Annotated in this window: 15 protein-coding genes; 2 read left to right on the top strand and 13 right to left on the bottom strand. The window is 75.0% G+C overall.

Annotation, left to right across the window (positions count from 1 at the left end):
• Positions 1-18: 18 nt before the first annotated feature.
• From MNZ39_RS09500 to MNZ39_RS09460, 9 genes are all read right to left on the bottom strand, one after another.
• Positions 19-1,512 carry a carotenoid biosynthesis protein gene (locus MNZ39_RS09500; RefSeq protein WP_242337742.1) on the bottom strand — a complete coding sequence of 498 codons (1,494 nt, stop codon included), beginning with the start codon at positions 1,510-1,512 and terminating at the stop codon, positions 19-21.
• Positions 1,513-1,519: 7 nt separating this feature from the next.
• On the bottom strand, positions 1,520-3,484 hold the full coding sequence (gene shc, locus MNZ39_RS09495) for a squalene--hopene cyclase (RefSeq protein WP_242337740.1): 1,965 nt from the start codon (positions 3,482-3,484) through the stop codon (positions 1,520-1,522).
• Positions 3,481-4,416, bottom strand: a complete 936-nt coding sequence (locus MNZ39_RS09490; RefSeq protein ID WP_242337738.1) for a phytoene/squalene synthase family protein — start codon at positions 4,414-4,416, stop codon at positions 3,481-3,483. Before MNZ39_RS09490 ends, shc begins: the two co-directional genes overlap by 4 nt.
• Positions 4,404-6,128 carry an NAD(P)/FAD-dependent oxidoreductase gene (locus tag MNZ39_RS09485; protein WP_242337736.1) on the bottom strand — a complete coding sequence of 575 codons (1,725 nt, stop codon included), beginning with the start codon at positions 6,126-6,128 and terminating at the stop codon, positions 4,404-4,406. The genes MNZ39_RS09490 and MNZ39_RS09485 overlap by 13 nt, the downstream gene beginning before the upstream one ends.
• On the bottom strand, positions 6,125-7,177 hold the full coding sequence (gene fni / locus MNZ39_RS09480; RefSeq protein ID WP_242337734.1) for a type 2 isopentenyl-diphosphate Delta-isomerase: 1,053 nt from the start codon (positions 7,175-7,177) through the stop codon (positions 6,125-6,127). The genes MNZ39_RS09485 and fni overlap by 4 nt, the downstream gene beginning before the upstream one ends.
• 11 nt (positions 7,178-7,188) lie before the next feature.
• The gene (hpnH, locus tag MNZ39_RS09475) at positions 7,189-8,199 is read right to left on the bottom strand and encodes an adenosyl-hopene transferase HpnH (protein WP_242337732.1); all 1,011 of its coding nucleotides are present in this window, start codon (positions 8,197-8,199) and stop codon (positions 7,189-7,191) included.
• Positions 8,184-9,215: a hopanoid-associated sugar epimerase gene (gene hpnA, locus MNZ39_RS09470; protein ID WP_242337730.1), complete on the bottom strand. Its 1,032-nt coding sequence runs from the start codon at positions 9,213-9,215 to the stop codon at positions 8,184-8,186. Before hpnA ends, hpnH begins: the two co-directional genes overlap by 16 nt.
• A 309-nt stretch (positions 9,216-9,524) precedes the next feature.
• Positions 9,525-9,761 (bottom strand): hypothetical protein, encoded by a 237-nt coding sequence (locus MNZ39_RS09465; protein ID WP_242337728.1) that lies wholly within the window; start codon positions 9,759-9,761, stop codon positions 9,525-9,527.
• A gap of 82 nt (positions 9,762-9,843) precedes the next feature.
• Complete coding sequence (locus tag MNZ39_RS09460) at positions 9,844-11,304, bottom strand: YhjD/YihY/BrkB family envelope integrity protein (RefSeq protein ID WP_242337727.1); 1,461 nt, start codon at positions 11,302-11,304, stop codon at positions 9,844-9,846.
• A 187-nt stretch (positions 11,305-11,491) separates the two neighbouring features.
• Between MNZ39_RS09460 and MNZ39_RS09455 the strand changes: the two genes are divergently transcribed.
• A complete protein-coding gene (locus MNZ39_RS09455) occupies positions 11,492-11,929 on the top strand; it encodes a universal stress protein (RefSeq protein ID WP_242337725.1) in 438 nt (145 codons plus the stop codon).
• A 57-nt stretch (positions 11,930-11,986) separates the two neighbouring features.
• Here MNZ39_RS09455 and MNZ39_RS09450 read toward each other — a convergent pair whose 3' ends face one another.
• The gene (locus MNZ39_RS09450) at positions 11,987-12,181 is read right to left on the bottom strand and encodes a hypothetical protein (protein WP_242337723.1); all 195 of its coding nucleotides are present in this window, start codon (positions 12,179-12,181) and stop codon (positions 11,987-11,989) included.
• Positions 12,182-12,376: 195 nt separating this feature from the next.
• On the opposite strand from MNZ39_RS09450, the gene MNZ39_RS09445 reads away from it, so the two are divergent.
• Complete coding sequence (locus tag MNZ39_RS09445) at positions 12,377-13,159, top strand: DUF169 domain-containing protein (RefSeq protein WP_242337721.1); 783 nt, start codon at positions 12,377-12,379, stop codon at positions 13,157-13,159.
• 36 nt (positions 13,160-13,195) lie between these two features.
• Here MNZ39_RS09445 and MNZ39_RS09440 read toward each other — a convergent pair whose 3' ends face one another.
• The 3 genes from MNZ39_RS09440 to MNZ39_RS09430 all read right to left on the bottom strand — a co-directional run bounded on the left by MNZ39_RS09440 (position 13,196) and on the right by MNZ39_RS09430 (position 14,782).
• Entirely contained in the window at positions 13,196-13,393 is a 198-nt protein-coding gene (locus tag MNZ39_RS09440) for a hypothetical protein (protein WP_242337719.1), read from the bottom strand.
• A 229-nt stretch (positions 13,394-13,622) separates the two neighbouring features.
• Positions 13,623-13,829: a hypothetical protein gene (locus tag MNZ39_RS09435; protein ID WP_242337718.1), complete on the bottom strand. Its 207-nt coding sequence runs from the start codon at positions 13,827-13,829 to the stop codon at positions 13,623-13,625.
• Entirely contained in the window at positions 13,826-14,782 is a 957-nt protein-coding gene (locus tag MNZ39_RS09430) for a hypothetical protein (protein WP_242337716.1), read from the bottom strand. Before MNZ39_RS09430 ends, MNZ39_RS09435 begins: the two co-directional genes overlap by 4 nt.
• Positions 14,783-14,945 lie beyond the last annotated feature (163 nt).

Genomic DNA, 14,945 nt, shown 5'->3' with positions numbered 1-14,945 from the left:
CCGGACCGCCGCCTGGCCTCACGAGGCCGAGCGCGTCGGCTCGGCCTCCCGCGCGGTGGCGGCGAGGAGCGGCGCGAAGGTCCGCCACGTCTCGCGCAGCCGGCGGCACCAGCCGAGCGAGGCACGGACGAAGGCGATCGTCTCGCGCGGCCTGCCGAGCGCGTCCGAGAGCGTCCGGACGAGGTGCCCGCCGCGGGAGAGGCCCCGCGCCGCGAGGGCGGCCGCGACGCTGCGGGCCACGGGAGGCAGCGGCGCCGCGGGCGTGTCGGTGACGACGCGGAGCACCGAGAACGCGATCCCGGCCTCGGCGGCGGTCCGCGCGAGCGCGGCGGATTCCATGTCGCCGGCGGCGGGCGCGCGGAGGCCGTGGCCGGCGGCGGCGAGCACCTCGGCCGCGGACGAGAGCTCGACCGGGCGGGCGCCGGGCGCGAGCCGCAGGAGCGCCGGGGGCAGCTCCAGCGCGGCCCGCTCTCCGTCCGCGAGCCGGTGCACCGACCGCGCGGTCACGACCGCGCCCACCTCGAGCCCCGGCGAGAGCGCGCCGGCGAACCCCGAGGACACCACGAGCGAAGGCCGCGGCCCGCGCGCGAGCCGCGCCGCGAGCGCCGCCCGCGCGCGCTCCGGCCCGACGCCGGTGCGGAGCACCTCGAGCCCCGTCGCGTCCGCGTCCGAGATCCCGCGGCGGCAGGCGGCCGCCTCGGCGAAGGTCGCGGCGCAGACCACGATGCCCGCCGCCCGGCGGGGCGCGCGGAGCCGCACCGCCAGCGCCGCGAGCGTGAGGGCGGACACCGCCGCGCTCGCCGCCGCGAGCGCGTGATCGCCGATCGCGATCGTGACCGCGAGGTTGAAGGCGAGGACGCCCGCGTACACGGCGTAGATCCCGGGGACGAAGCGCGGGTGCAGCCGCCGGAACGGCCCGCGGCAGCCCGGGAGGCTCGCGGCGCAGCGCTGGAACACCCACGCGCTCACGGCGCCGACGAGGAACCAGCCCGCGAAGTTGGCGGCGGTCACGCCGAAGTAGAACCCGCGGTAGGGGTAGTCGTAGATGCGCCCCAGGAACCACTTCTCCCCCTGCAGCGTCACCGGGTCGATGACGACGTCGAGGAGCGTCATGAGCACGCCGGCGAGGAGCGGCGCCAGCGGGTGGAGGAGGCCCGGGGCGCGCCCGCGGGCGCGCTCCTCCGGCCGCGACAGGAGCGCGCCGGCCAGCGCGAGCGAGAAGTAGGTGAGGAACACGAAGGACAGCGAGTCCCAGAACGGCACGTTCGCGATCCAGAGCTCGCGCGTGCGCGTCTCGTCGAAGTAGCGGTACGGCCCGAAGGGGAAGCCGTTGCGGGTGGAGCTGTACTCCGCGCCGAAGGCGAGGAGCCAGGTCGTCACCCCGAAGACGAGCGTCCGCCGCGGACCGAGCTGGTGCAGCGCGAACACGAGGAAGCACGCGAAGAACGCGTACACGTACGGACGGTGGACGACCGTGCCCCAGAGCAGCGCCGCCGTGTCCGCGAGCGCCATGGGCGGCCTAGCCGCTCCGCGCGAACCGCCCGAGCGCCATGAGCGGGAAGTAGTGCCGGTAGAGGTGGTAGCGGAGGTAGAAGTGGCGCGGGAAGCCGGTGCCGGTGAACGCCTCCTCGCTCCACGACCCGCCCTCCTCCCCGTCCGTCAGCTGCCGCTCGACGAGCCACGCCACGCCGCGCCGGATCGCGTCGTCCTCCCCGGAGCCGTAGGCGAGGAGCCCGATGAGCCCCCACGCCGTCTGCGAGGCGGTGGAGGGGCCGCGCCCCATCGCGGCGCGGTCGGCGTAGGACTCGAGCCCCTCTCCCCAGCCGCCGTCGGCGTTCTGCACCGACTCGAGCCAGCGGACCGCGCGCCCGACCATCGCGTCCGACCGGGGGACGCGCTGGCGCGCGAGGCCGGCGAGGACGTTCGACGTGCCGTACACGTAGTTCACCCCCCAGCGCCCGTAGAAGCTCCCCTCCGGCTCCTGCGCGCGGCGCAGGTAGGCGACTCCGCGCCGGCAGGCGCCTCGGAGGCGCGGGTCGTCGAGGAGCCCGAAGGCCTCGAGCACGCGCCCGGTCACGTCGGGGCTCGACGGGTCGCAGAGCGAGTCCATGTCCGAGAACGGGATGTCGTTCAGGAACCGCTTGTCGTTGTCGCGGTCGAACGCGGCCCAGCCGCCGTCCCGGTTCTGCATGCTCGCGACCCAGGCCGCCGCCCGGCGGACCGCGTCGCCCTCCCGCGAGGCGGGGTCCTGCTTCAGGAGGCCGATGATCACCGCGGCGGTGTCGTCCACGTCCGGGTACCAGCTGTTCGCGTACTCGAAGGCCCAGCCGCCGGGCGGGCCCCGCGGATCGTAGACGCGCCAGTCGCCCCAGTCGTTCGTGAGCTGCATCCCCTCGATCCAGCGGCGCGCCGCGAGGAGGCGCGGATCGGCGGGATCGGCGCCCGCGTCGACGAGGCCGGTGAGCGCCAGGATCGTGTCCCACACCGGCGACTGGCAGGCCTCCACCCGGAAGCCCTCCGCGTCGCTCAGGGTGAATCGCTCGATCGCCTCGAGCCCGCGCCGGACCGGGTCCGAGTCGAGCCCGCGGCCGGCCGCGTGGAGCGCGAGGACGCCGTTCAGCATGGGCGGGAAGATCCCGGCCCAGTCGCCGCTCGCCTCCTGCCGGGCCAGGATCCACTCCTCGCAGGCGCGGAGCGCCTCCGCCCGCAGCCGCGTGAGCGGCGGCACGCGCCGGACCCGCTCGTGCGCGCGGAGGGCCACGTCCGCGGCGTTGAAGAACGCCTTCCAGCCGAGCCCGTGCCGGCGCACCGTCGCGAGGACCGACTCGCGGTACGGCACGCGCTTCTCGGCGGGATCGAGCCAGAGGTGGTCGAGCCAGGGGTTCGCGTCGGAGCGGCCGTTCGGGAGCGCGAAGACCGGCCGGTGGTGGAAGAGCACGAAGAGCGGGATCATCGTCGAGCGCGCCCAGCTCGCGAGCCGGTACGCGTTCACCGGCGCCCAGCGCGGCAGGAAGATGACCTCCGCCGGGACGATGGGGACGGCGTCCCAGGGGAAGAGCCCGAAGAGCGCGAGGTTGATGCGCGTGAACACGCGCACCCGCGCGAGGCCTCCCGCGGCGCGGATGGCCCGCTCCGCGGCGAGGAGCCGCTCGTCCTCCCTGGCGACCCCGAGCAGGCGCAGCGCGAGGTACGCCTCGGCGGTCGTGGAGACGTCCCCGGGGAGCGTCGAGGCGATGCCGAAGCTGCCGTCCGGCTTCTGGCGGGAGCAGAGGTAGCGGACGAGCGAACCGCGGCGCGCGGTGAGGTCGAGCCCGAGCGCCTGGCGCAGGAGCACGTACTCGGCGGTCACCGTGACGTTCGACTCGAGCTCGCCGCGCCAGTGGTCGCGCCGCTGGGTGCGGTAGAGGAAGTCCTGCGCGGCGAGGGCCGCGCGGCGCGCCGCGCGCGCGAGGGGGTCCTCCGCGAGGCGGACGTGGCCGCTCATTGCGCGTGGCCGTTGGCGGCGAGCGAGGCCCTCCACAGGGCGCCCGGCACGAGCGCCAGCTTCTCGCTCGCCGAGAGGCTCGCGCGGCGGCGGAAGACGTCGTAGCCGTTCGCGCGGATCTTGCCGAGGATGGCGGAGTAGGCGTCCACGGCGAACTGGAACGCCAGGCGCCCGCGCGCGTCCGCGAGGAGCGGGATGAGCGCCAGGCCGCGCTCGTACAGCCCGCGCGCCCGCGCGATCTCGAAGTCCATCAGCGCCCGGAAGCGGCCGTCCACCCGCCGCGCCGAGAGGTGGCCCTCGCCGAGGCCGAAGAGCGCCAGGTCCTCCTCCGGCAGGTACACGCGCCCGAGCGCGAGGTCCTCGCCGACGTCGCGCAGGATGTTCGTGAGCTGCATGGCGGTGCCGAGCGTCTTCGCGTGCTCGAGCGCTTCCGTGCCGGCGCGGTAGCCCGCGACCGGGGTGATCATGAGCCCGACCGTCCCGGCGACCCGGTAGCAGTAGCGCTCGAGGTCGGCGAAGGTCCGGTAGCGCGCGCCGTCCAGGTCCATGAGCAGCCCGGCCACGAGGTCGTCGAACGGCTCGAGGGGGATGCCGTGGCGGCGCACCGTCTCGCCGAGCGCGACGAAGCGCGGCTGCACGCTCTGCCCGAGCACGGCCCGGCGCAGCTCCTCGAGCATCGCGGCGAGCTTCCCCCGGATGGCGTCGGGCGTGTCGTCCGGCCCGGGGACGTCCACCGCGTCGTCGGCCACCCGCGCGAACCCGTACAGCGCGGCGATGTCGCTCCCGCGCTCGGGCCCGAGCAGCTTCGCCATCATGTGGAACGTCTTCCCGTGCACGCGGAGGATGTCCCAGCACTCGGCGAGCCCCCGCCGCCCCAGCTCCGCCAGGGCGGGCGTGCGCCCGCGCTCGGCGCCCACTGTCACGGTGTCCATTCGGTCCCCCCTTCGACGAGCTGCTCGGACGGCGCGGCCGGCCGCGCGCGGGCGCGCCCCCTCCGGCGGGCGAGCCGCGCGTGGGCGCGGCGCGCGGCGATCTTCCCGGAGAGCGCCGCGGTCGGCACGGTGCCCGGCCAGACGGTGAAGTGCCCGGCGGTGTGGAAGTTCTCGAGCGGCGTCTCGACGTGCGCGAGCGGGTTCGAGAACGGGAAGCTCCTGAGGTTGAGCTCGAACCCGCAGGAGCCGCCGAAGGCGTTGCGCGTGAAGCGCACGGTGGACGGCGGCGCGCCGACGTCGAGGTGGACGACGCGGTCGGCCACCCCGGGGACGAGCCCGTCGAGCTTCTCGAGGAGCTCCGCGGCGACCTGCCGCTTCAGCGCGCGGTACGCCGCCGGCCTGGGCGGCGGCCGCGCCGCCTCGCGGGCCGGATCACCCGAGAGGCCCGTGCGCCAGCCGTCCTGCCAGTCGTGGCGCGTGAACGCCTGCACGACGAGCGCGGACTTCCCCGCGGGAGCGAGCGACGGGTCGCGGAGGCCGTGGGCCGTCACCTCCAGGAAGGCGTGCCGGTGCGCGTCCGGATCGGCGGGATCCAGCGCGGTCTTGCACGCGAACGAGGGGAAGTAGAAGACGTGCGAGGTGCGGAGCCGCTCGCGGAGCGCCTCGGGCGCGAGGTCGAGGCCCAGGTACACGGAGACGAGCGCGTCGGACGTGCGCGCGCGGTCGAGGCGCGCGAGCGCGGCGGGCGAGAAGCGCTCGCGCCCCACGAGCCGGTGGACCGCGAAGCGGTAGTCCCCGGTGTAGACGACCTCCTCCGCCTCCAGCCGCTCGCCGCGCGCGGTCCGCACCGCGACCGCGCGGTCGCCGCTCACGTCGAGCGCCGCGACCGTGCGCCGGAAGAGGAACCGCACGCCGCGCTCCTCGAGCCGCGCCACCCAGCGGTCGAAGAACCCCTGCAGCCCGCCCTCCGGGTACCAGTAGTCGCTCGCCCACAGGTGCCAGAAGGCCGACGCGACGAACACGTTCATCCGCGTGTAGCCGCAGCTCGCGAGGAGGTCGCGCACGCCGGACGGCGGGAGCTCGCGCGCGTACCAGGCCGCGGAGTCGTCGAGGAGCAGCGTGCGGAGATCGCGGAGGCGCCGGAGGAGCACCGCCGGCGAGCGCACCGCCTCGCGCTCCAGCGCCCCGAGGGCCCAGCGCGCGGCGCTCGTCCCGCCCGCGTCGCGGACGTAGGGGACCCGCTCCGGGACGAACAGGCGCGAGAGCAGCGCGGAGGTCCGCTCGTGGAAGGCGAACACCCGGCCGAGCGACGCCGCGCTCTCCGGGAACGCCTGCTGGAGCGCCCGGCTCACCGCGCCGAGCGAGGTCACGTCCACGTCCACCCCCGGCATGACGAGCCGGTAGTGGGCGCGGCGGAAGCGCGCGAGGTCCGCGAGCCCGTACTGCTCGAGGAGCGGGAAGACGATGCCCATGTCCTCGAACGACTGGCAGCCGACGTCGAAGTAGAAGCCGCGGCGGCGGATGCCGCCCATGAGCCCGCCCGCCTGGTGGTCGTGCTCGAGGACGAGGACGCGGTGCCCGCGCTGGCAGAGGTCGGACGCGGCCACGAGCCCTGCGATCCCGGCGCCGACGACGATCGCGTCGAAGCGGCCCGCCGCCGCCTCCTCGCGCGCCTCCCGGCGCGAGCGCGCCTTGTCGTCGGGCTCGGTCATTTCGGGGGGAACGCGGTGAGGTCGCGGGCGCGGGAGAGCGGGCGGTCGCGCAGCTCGGCGACGCGCGTGCAGCCGGTGAGGAACATGGCGAGGCGCAGCTCCTGGAGGAGCCGCTCGAGCTCCTCGGCCGCCGCCTCCCAGGACCGCTCCGCCGCGCGCAGGAGCGGCAGGGCGAGCGCCACCGCGTCCGCCCCGAGCGCCAGCGCCTTCGCGATCTCGATCCCGTTCCGGATCCCCCCGGAGGCGACGACCACCCGCTCCGGTAGCGCCGCGCGGCAGGCGGCGATGCTCTCGACGGTGGGGATCCCCCAGCGCGCGAACGTCTCGCCGAGGTCGCGCCGCGCCGGATCGCGCGCCCGCAGGCTCTCGACCCGGGCCCAGGAGGTCCCCCCGAGCCCCCCGGTCTCCACCCCAGCCACCGGCAGCGCCGCGATCTTCCGCGCGGTCGTGCGGGAGATGCCAGCGCCGACCTCCTTCAGCAGCACGGGGACGCCCAGCTCCGGGATCACCGCGGCGAGCCTCGGCAGGAGCGCCGCGAAGCGGGTGTCGCCCTCGGGCTGGATCGCCTCCTGGAGCGGGTTCAGGTGGAAGTTGAAGGCGTCGCAGCCGACCTCGGCCACGAGCCGCCTGACCTCCGGGACGCCCACGCCCAGGTTGAGCTGCACGGCGCCGAGGTTCCCGAAGAGGAGCGGCAGGCCCGGCGCGGCCTCGCGCACCGCGTAGCTGTCGCGGGTCGAAGGGTCCTGGAGCATGCGCCGCTGCGAGCCGAGCGCGAAGCCCACGCCGCAGCGCTCCGCGGCGCGCGCGAGGCGCCGGTTCACCTCGCCGGCGCGCGGCGTCCCGCCCGTCATCGCGCCGACCACGATGGGCGCGGCGAGCCGCTTGCCGAAGAGCTCCGTCTCGGTCCGCACCGCCGCGAGGTCCACCTCGGGCAGCGCGTCGTGGTCGAAGCGCAGCGCGGCGAACCCGGTGGCGTCGCCGCCCGGGAGCTCGACCTCCTCCGCGAGGCACAGGGCGAGGTGGCTGTCCTTCCGCTCGGCGATGGACATCCCTACCTCCCTCAGCGCATGAGCGACCGCACGGAGCGGACGACGTTCCCGACGGTGGCCATCGAGTCCTGCACCGCGGAGGGCTCGTAGCCCGAGTGCACCATGCAGTCGGCGCAGCGCGGGTGGCGCCCCGCCCCGAACTTCTCCCAGTCCGTCGTCTCCATGAGCTCGGCGAAGGTCTTCGCGTGGCCGCCCTCCGAGAAAAGGTAGCAGGGGCGCTGCCAGCCGAGGACGCTGTAGTTGGGGCTGCCCCACGGCGTGCACTGGTAGTCGCGGAGCCCGGCGAGGAAGTCGAGGTAGAACGGCGAGTGATTGAAGCGCCAGCCGCGCTCGCGCGCGGGCGCGAGCACGCGGCGGAACAGCGCGCGCGTCTCGTCCCGCCGCAGGAAGTGCTCCTGGTCCGGCGCCCGCTCGTAGCCGTAGCCGGGAGAGACCGTCATGCCCTCCACGCCGAGCGCCATCACCTCGTCGAAGAACCGGTGCACCTCCTCCGGGTCCTGGCCGACGAAGAGGGTCGAGTTGGTCGTCACGCGGAAGCCGCGCGCCCGCGCCGCGCGGATGGCCGCCACCGCGGCCCGGTGGACGCCGGCGCGCTGCACCGACGCGTCGTGGCGCGCCTCCACGCCGTCGAGGTGCACGTTGAACGTCAGCCGCCCGTGCGGCTCGAAGAGCGCGAGCTTCTTCTCGAGCAGGATGGCGTTCGTGCACAGGTAGACGAACCGGCCGCGCTCCACGAGCCCGCGCGCGATGCGGGCGATCTCGGGGTGGAGGAGCGGCTCGCCGCCGGCGATGCTCACGACGGGCGCTCCGCACTCGTCGGAGGCCGCCCAGCACTGCTCGGGCGTGAGCGAGCTCCGCAGCACGGCCTCGGGGTGCTGGATCTTCCCGCAGCCGGCGCACTCGAGGTTGCAGCGGAAGAGCGGCTCCAGCATCAGCACGAGCGGGTAGCGCGCCCGCCCGCGCAGCTTCTGGGCCACGATGTACCGGCCCACCGCCACCGCCTGCTTCAGCGGGATGCCCATGCCGCCTTCCCCTCTCCGGGGCGCGGGAAGTAGCCCCGCTCCCCGAACCACGTGAGCGCATCCTCGAAGGCGATCCGCACCGGCGTCTGGGGCAGCCCGAGCTCCCGCACCGCCTTGGCTGCGTCGAAGAACATGCGCCGGCGGGCCATGCGCACCGCCTCGAGCGCGACCGAGGGCGGCCGGTGGGTGACGAGGCGCGACACCGCCGTGTCGAGCGCGCCGACCGCGAGGGCGGCGAGGTAGGGGAGCCGCACGCGCGGGGCCGGACGTCCGAGGATCGCGCCGACCTCGGCGAGGATCTCGGCGAGCGTCATGTTCCGGTGGCCGAGGATGTAGCGCTCGCCGACGCGCCCGCGCTCCGCGGCGAGCAGGTGGCCCTCGGCGACGTCGCGCGCGTGCACCACGTTGAGCCCCGTGTCCACGAAGGCCGGGAGCCGGCCGCGCGCGAAGTCCACCAGGATCCGCCCGGTCGGGGTCGGCTTCACGTCCCACGCGCCCACCGGGGCGGACGGGTTCACCACCACGACCGCGAGGCCGCGCGCGACGTAGGAGAGCGCGGCCCGCTCCCCGGCGAGCTTCGAGCGCTTGTAGTGGCTGGTGAGCTGGCCGGGCGCGAGCGGCGTCGTCTCGTCGCAGGGCGTGGGGAGCGCTGAGAGCCCGACCGTCCCGACCGTGGAGGTGTGGACGACGCGCTCCACCCCCTCCGCGAGGCACGCGTCCATGACGTGCACGGTGCCGTCCACGTTGGAGGCGTACAGCTCGCGTGGGTCGCGCGCCCAGAACCGGTAGTCCGCCGCGACGTGGAACACGCGGCGGCAGCCTCGCACCGCCCGTCGCACCGCCTCGCGGTCGCGCAGGTCGCCCACGGCGATCTCGACGGGGAGGCCGTCGAGGTTCGCGCGCGGCGATCCGGGCCGCACGAGGACGCGCACCTCCGCGCCGCGCTCGAGGAGGAGCCGCGCCACGTTCGCCCCGACGAAGCCCGACGCGCCGGTCACGAGCGCACGGCCGGTCACGGCGTCCCCCGTGGCGCCGGATCTTCCGACGAGTCGATCTCCTCGCGCAGTCCCGCCATTCCGCCTCGCAGCGCGCCGTGGGGCGCGTCGCCCGAGAGTGAAGCTCCCGCCTGTGGCGAGGGGTGTAGGATTCGTTCCTCCCGCCGATCACGCAACAGTATTAGGGTCGTCCGGATGCGGTCGCGCGATGGGGTGCGACCGTCCGAGGCGTAAGCACCTCGACCGCGGGCCCACTCGGGGCGCATGCACCCCAGGTGAGCGCGATCCAGTGTGCGGATCCTGCGCGACTTGCCGCTGCGGTGAGCAGCCTCAGCCCGGAATGGCGGCAGCCCCGTGGCGCTCGGCCGCCGCCGCGGGCCGGACGTCGAGGCGGCGATCCCGGCTGTTGCACGGCGCCTGGCGCCCGAGGGTCCCCGCGCACGGCGCGAGCATCAGCCGGTCCGCCAGCGAGAACGCCGCCGCCGCCGGGACCACGAAGCGATCGACGCGCCCGCATCGGCAGCATCGGATCCGCAGCGTCGTCCACTCGGTCGCCCGCCTGGCCATGAGCTCCTCCTGGCGGTCTGCAAAGCATGGGACGTGCCGGCGCGCGCGGCCCCGGGAGCTCGGGCGCTCGCCGTGGCCTCGGCTATCCAGGCGAGTCCGGCGCCTTCCCGTCGAGCACCTCGGGGCGATCCCCCGCCCGCCCGCCCCCCGCTCCGCGCGCGCCGCCCGGGCCCGGCGCGGGGTCGCGCGCGAGGGCGGCGAGCTCGCGCAGCGTCGCGTTGTGCGGAGAGGAGCGGCGCTCCTCCTCGGTCGCGTGGAGGAGCCGCTGCAGCTCCGGCCCGAGCCGCCGCAGGACCGCGGCGCGCACGTCGTCCACGCCCGGCTCGCGGCGGAGCGCCTCCCGCAGGTCGCTCGCGCGGATGGCGTCCACGTCGCGCCCGGGGACGTAGCCGACGCCGTGGCTTGAGACGGCGCGGACGAGGAGCCCGGCCCGCGCGAGCGCCTCGAGGATCTCCTCGACCTCCGCCGGCGGGACCTCGAGGAGCTGGGCGAGCTCGACGGGCGTCCGTCGCGTCCCGCCCGCGAGGTAGTCGCGCGTGAGCTGCGCGGCGGCGGCGACCGCGAGCGTCTCCTTCAGCGCCTGGTCCGCCCGGTGGCCGCGGAGCCGCTCGCGCACGACCTGCTCGTTCTGGTGGCTCGCCGCGACCTCCGCGCCGACGAGCACGATGAGCCACGAGACGTAGGTCCAGACGAGGAAGATCGGGATGGCGCCGAGGACGGAGTAGAGCGCGTTGTACTTCGCGACGCCCATCTGCAGCTGCACGTGCACGACGAGCGATCCCTGCCAGCCGATCGCGGCGAGCAGCGCACCGAGGAGCGCCGACAGCGGGCGGACCCGGACGTTGGGCAGGATCACGTACATCGCGAACAGCGCGAGGCCGACCACCACCACCGGGGTGAAGCCGAGCGCGAAGTCGATCGCGGGACCGAGGCCGAGCCGCTCGCGCAGGAACACGACCACGCTCGAGCTCTGCGCCGCAGTGGAGACCGTCGCCGCCGCGAAGACCAGGATCGGCGTGGTCACGAGCAGCGTCACGTAGTCGGTGATCTGGCGCAGGAACGGGCGGGTGGTCTTGGCGCCGAACACGTCGTTGAGGGCCATCTCGATGCTCGAGACGAGCGACACGCTCGTGTAGACGAGGACGAGGAGCCCCACAGCGCCGAGGCGCGACACGTCGGTTCGATCGACGAACTCGAGGATCCGCTCGCTCGCCTGGAACAGGGCCGGGTTCGGCCCGAACGTGTCGGCGAGGTACGGCCTCACGAAGCCCTCGACGAACGCCTGGTAGGCGCCGAAGCCCTTCAGCACCGCGAAGGCGAACGCGAGGAACGGCACCACCGAGAGCACGCTGTAGTACGTGAGCGCGGCGGCGCGGACGGTGAGCCGGTTCTCGAGGAACCCGCGGAGGGTCGAGTAGCCGAGCCGGCTCGCGCGGAACAGCGCGGCCTTCGCGCGGGGCAGCTCCGCGGGGCGGACGTCCCAGATGCGCACCGCGAAGAACTCGCGCAGCCGGTCGACGGGGTGCGAGGCGGCGTCGCTCACTCCTCCATGATCCTTCGCCTCGCAGGATCGCGCCGCGCCGGGCGCTCACCGCCCCGGCCGCTCGTCTGGCGCCGGGACGCCCGGCCGGGACACCGCGGCGAGGGGAGCCCCTTCTTTTCGCGGTCCGCCGGCGATCACCGCCCGGCGGCACAGGAGGAAGATCGCTCTGGGAGCACGGAGGGAAGCCATGGCCACGTTCAAGCACGTCCTCGCCGCGACCGACTTCAGCGAGGCCTCGGGCCGGGCGCTCGAGATGGCGGTCACGATCGCGCGCGACGCCGGCGCCCAGCTGACGGTCGCGCACGTCGCCGAGGTCCCGACCTACACGGAGTTCGCCGCGCCGGTCGACCTCGTGACTCCCATCACCGATCTCGCGGAGACCAAGCTCGAGGAGCTGCTCACGTCGATCCGCGACGTGTGCCCCGGGGTGAAGGGCACCGTGCGGGTGGGCGCGCCGTGGGAGCAGATCCTCGCGGCCGCCGCGGAGGCGGGCGCGGACCTCGTCGTGCTGGGCACCCACGGGCGGCGCGGCTTCGCGCACGCGTTCATGGGGAGCGTCGCCGAGCGCGTCGTGCGCCTCTCGCCCATCCCCGTGCTGACGGTGCGCTCGCGCATCGCCTCCTGAGGCGCGCGCGGACGCGCCCGCGGCGGGCGCACCGCGCGCCGCCTCGGGCGCGCTCGCTCAGGCGTCCGCCGCGACGGCAGCCTCGGGGGCGGCGACCGGCAGCCGGCGCTCGCGGAGGAGCGTGCTGCAGAGCTCGCAGTTCACCCGGCTGCGAATGGTCCAGTGGGCGCCTGGGTCCACGACACCGCACAGGATCCGCTGCAGTTCGCGGTCGTAGTAGTGGACGATCTTCTTCTGCGCGTGCTGCTCCATTGCGTCTCCGTCCGTCGAAACCGCGGGCCGGGTGAGGGACCAGCCGCCCCTGCACCGGGCCCGCCTGCCAGGGGTTGTAACGTGCGGCGGCGGGGCTCGCAGAGGCCAGGCGGTCCGCTCGTCCCCCGCGGAGCGTCGAGCAGCACCCCCGGAGCGTGGCATCGTGGGGCGCCCCGCATGACCGAGGAGCCCCTCATGGACGCCCCCACGCTCGCGAAGCACCTCGAGAAGCACCTCCGCGTCGCCACCTTCCCGGTCGCGATCCGCCCGCTCGCGCCCGGCGAGCCCGTCCCCGCGAAGGCGAAGCGGCCGTCGAAGGACCTCGGCGCGCAGGTCGCGATCTGCCAGTGCGTCGCGCTCGCGCGCCGCTACGGCTGGACGATCGCGTTCACGGGCGAGGATCTCGCCTGCCCCATCGCCAAGGCGGCGTTCGGGTTCGAGGATCGCATCCCGTACTACGAGCGCGGCGCGCTCGCCGAGGGGATGTACGCGTCGTGCCAGGAGGCGGGCGCGGCGTTCGAGTCGGCGCTGCCGCGCCTCGCCCGCGACGAGATCGCCGGCGTCGTGGTCGGCCCCCTCGAGCGATCGACCTTCGAGCCCGAGACGGTGGTGGTCTACGGAAACTCGGCCCAGGTGCTCCGGCTCGTGAACGCCGCGCTCTACGAGCGGGGCGGCAGCTTCAAGGCGGAGTTCACCGGGCGCGGCGACTGCGCCGACATCGTCATCCGGACGCGCCAGACGAAGGAGCCGCAGCTCATCCTGCCGTGCTACGGCGATCGGCTGTTCGGCCTCGCCGCGGACGACGAGCTGGCGTTCACCTTCCCGTTCGGGATGGCGGACGCGATCGTCGCCGGCCTGGAGGGGACGAGCCGGGGCGGCATCCGCTACCCCATCCCCTCGTTCGCGCTGCGGGCGCAGCCGGCGTTCCCGCCGAGCTACGTCGAGCTCGAGCGCCGCTGGCGTGCGGGCGAGGAGTGAGCGCGCTCGCAGGCGCCGGCGGCCGCTCGCGCAGGCTCAGCCCGCGTCGGCGGCGTGCGTCGCCTCCGGCGCGGACGGCCGCTGCTCCCGCGCCCGCAGCATCTCGCTGCAGCGCGGGCAGTTGACGGTCCTGCGCGTGGTCCAGTGGGCGGTCCGGTCCTCGATGCCGCAGAGGATGCCGGCCCGCTCCCGGTCGTAATGGTGGATGAGCCTGGCCTTCTCCGGGTGCTCCATCTCGTCTCCCTTGGGCGCGGCCGGGGAGGGAGCCACGGCTCCGAGCGACGGTCACACCTTGGAAGCTTGTAGCGCCCCGTGCCCGGCTCTGCAGGCATCGAGCCGCCGCTCGCCGCGCCGAGGAGGGAGCGCTCGCCGCGCCTCGCGGGGCGTGCCGCCTCCCGGATCGGACGGAGACCGCCGCTGCCGGGACCATGCCCGGCGCGGCGGCGGAGGACGCCGGAGCGGCTCAGGTGCTCTTGCGAGCGAGGGTCTCCGCGCGCTCGAGCAGCCCGCGCAGCTCCGGGCTCGGCTCCCGCGAGCGATCGCCGTGGCGCACCGCGCGCCGGACCCGGCTCACCGCCTGCGCGAAGTCGACGTCGACGTGGCCGCGTGCGACGAGCTGCTCCTCGAGCTTGCGGATGCGGCCCTTGAGATCCTTGAACCCGTCGTTCACCGCGTCCTCCTCGAGCGAGTGGTCGCGCCGTCGACCGCCGCGGGCTGCGGGCGGCGAGCCGTGGCGACGACGTTCAGAAAGACCTCGACGTCCACGAAGTCCTGGGCGCCGAGCGGAGCGAGGCGCTCCCGGAGCTGCGTCGCGAACGCCCGCACGGCGGAGTAGGTCGCCCAGTTGGGCGCGGGGTCGTAGCGGAGGTCGCAGCCGAGCCGCTCCGCGGCGGCGCGGGTCGACTTGGGCCAGATGACGACGTGGCGGCCGGGGTCGGCGAGGAGCGGGAGCGCCGTGGCCAGCGCCCAGCTCGAGGCGGGCGCCACGGCGAGCCCCGCGGCGGCCGCGAAGAGCTTGTCGAAGCGGGCGCGGGCCGGGACCGGGACGGAGAGCAGGCCGAACAGCGCGTCGAAGAAGGTGCGAGCGGCGGCCTCGTCCTCGAACACCTCGGCGAGGCCGTCCTCCTCGAGCACCGGGTCGAACAGCGCCGCGAGCGGAGCGGAGCGGGAGATCCGCTTCACGAGCTCGCCCACCTCGCCCTCGTCGGCCAGCCGCGCGCCCTCGCCGCTCGGGAACGTCTCCTTCCACGCGGCGCTCGCCGCGCGCCACCGCGCCGCCCGCTCGCGCTTGCCGCTCGCGGTGTAGGCGGGATCGGCGAAGCCCTGCGGATAGAGCGCCTGGAACTCGGCGACCGCCTCCTCGTGGGTGAGGAAGTTCGCGGCGAGCGCGTAGCGGCCGCTCTGCGCGTCGAGCGCGAAGGACGAGAGCCCCTCGAGCCAGGAGTTCCGCTCCAGGCCGTCGGTCGAGAGCAGCGCCCTCGCGGCGGGCAGGCGGAGCTTCGCGGCGAAGCGCTTCTCGCTGTCGGGGAAGAAGACGTGCACCGCGTTCGCCTCGAGGGCGACGACCTTGCCGACTCCCAGGGACGCGTGCTGTACCAGCATTCCTTCCTTCAGATCGGCCATCGACGTCCTTTCGCAAGGCTTGTAGCGCGTGTGTCGCGAGAGGACGCGCGCACGCGCCCGACGCGGTGATGCCTGCGTCGCAAAGCGGGAGAGCGCGGTCTGGGGTCTGCCGTCGAGGAGGGCGCTCGCTCGTTTCCGGTCGCTACGCCCGATCCGGCCGGCG

The organism is Anaeromyxobacter sp. SG66 (genome assembly GCF_022690805.1).
GTDB lineage: Bacteria > Myxococcota > Myxococcia > Myxococcales > Anaeromyxobacteraceae > Anaeromyxobacter > Anaeromyxobacter soli.
Note: the sequence above shows the minus strand (reverse complement) of the source record. Positions and strands in the feature narration are given on the sequence as shown.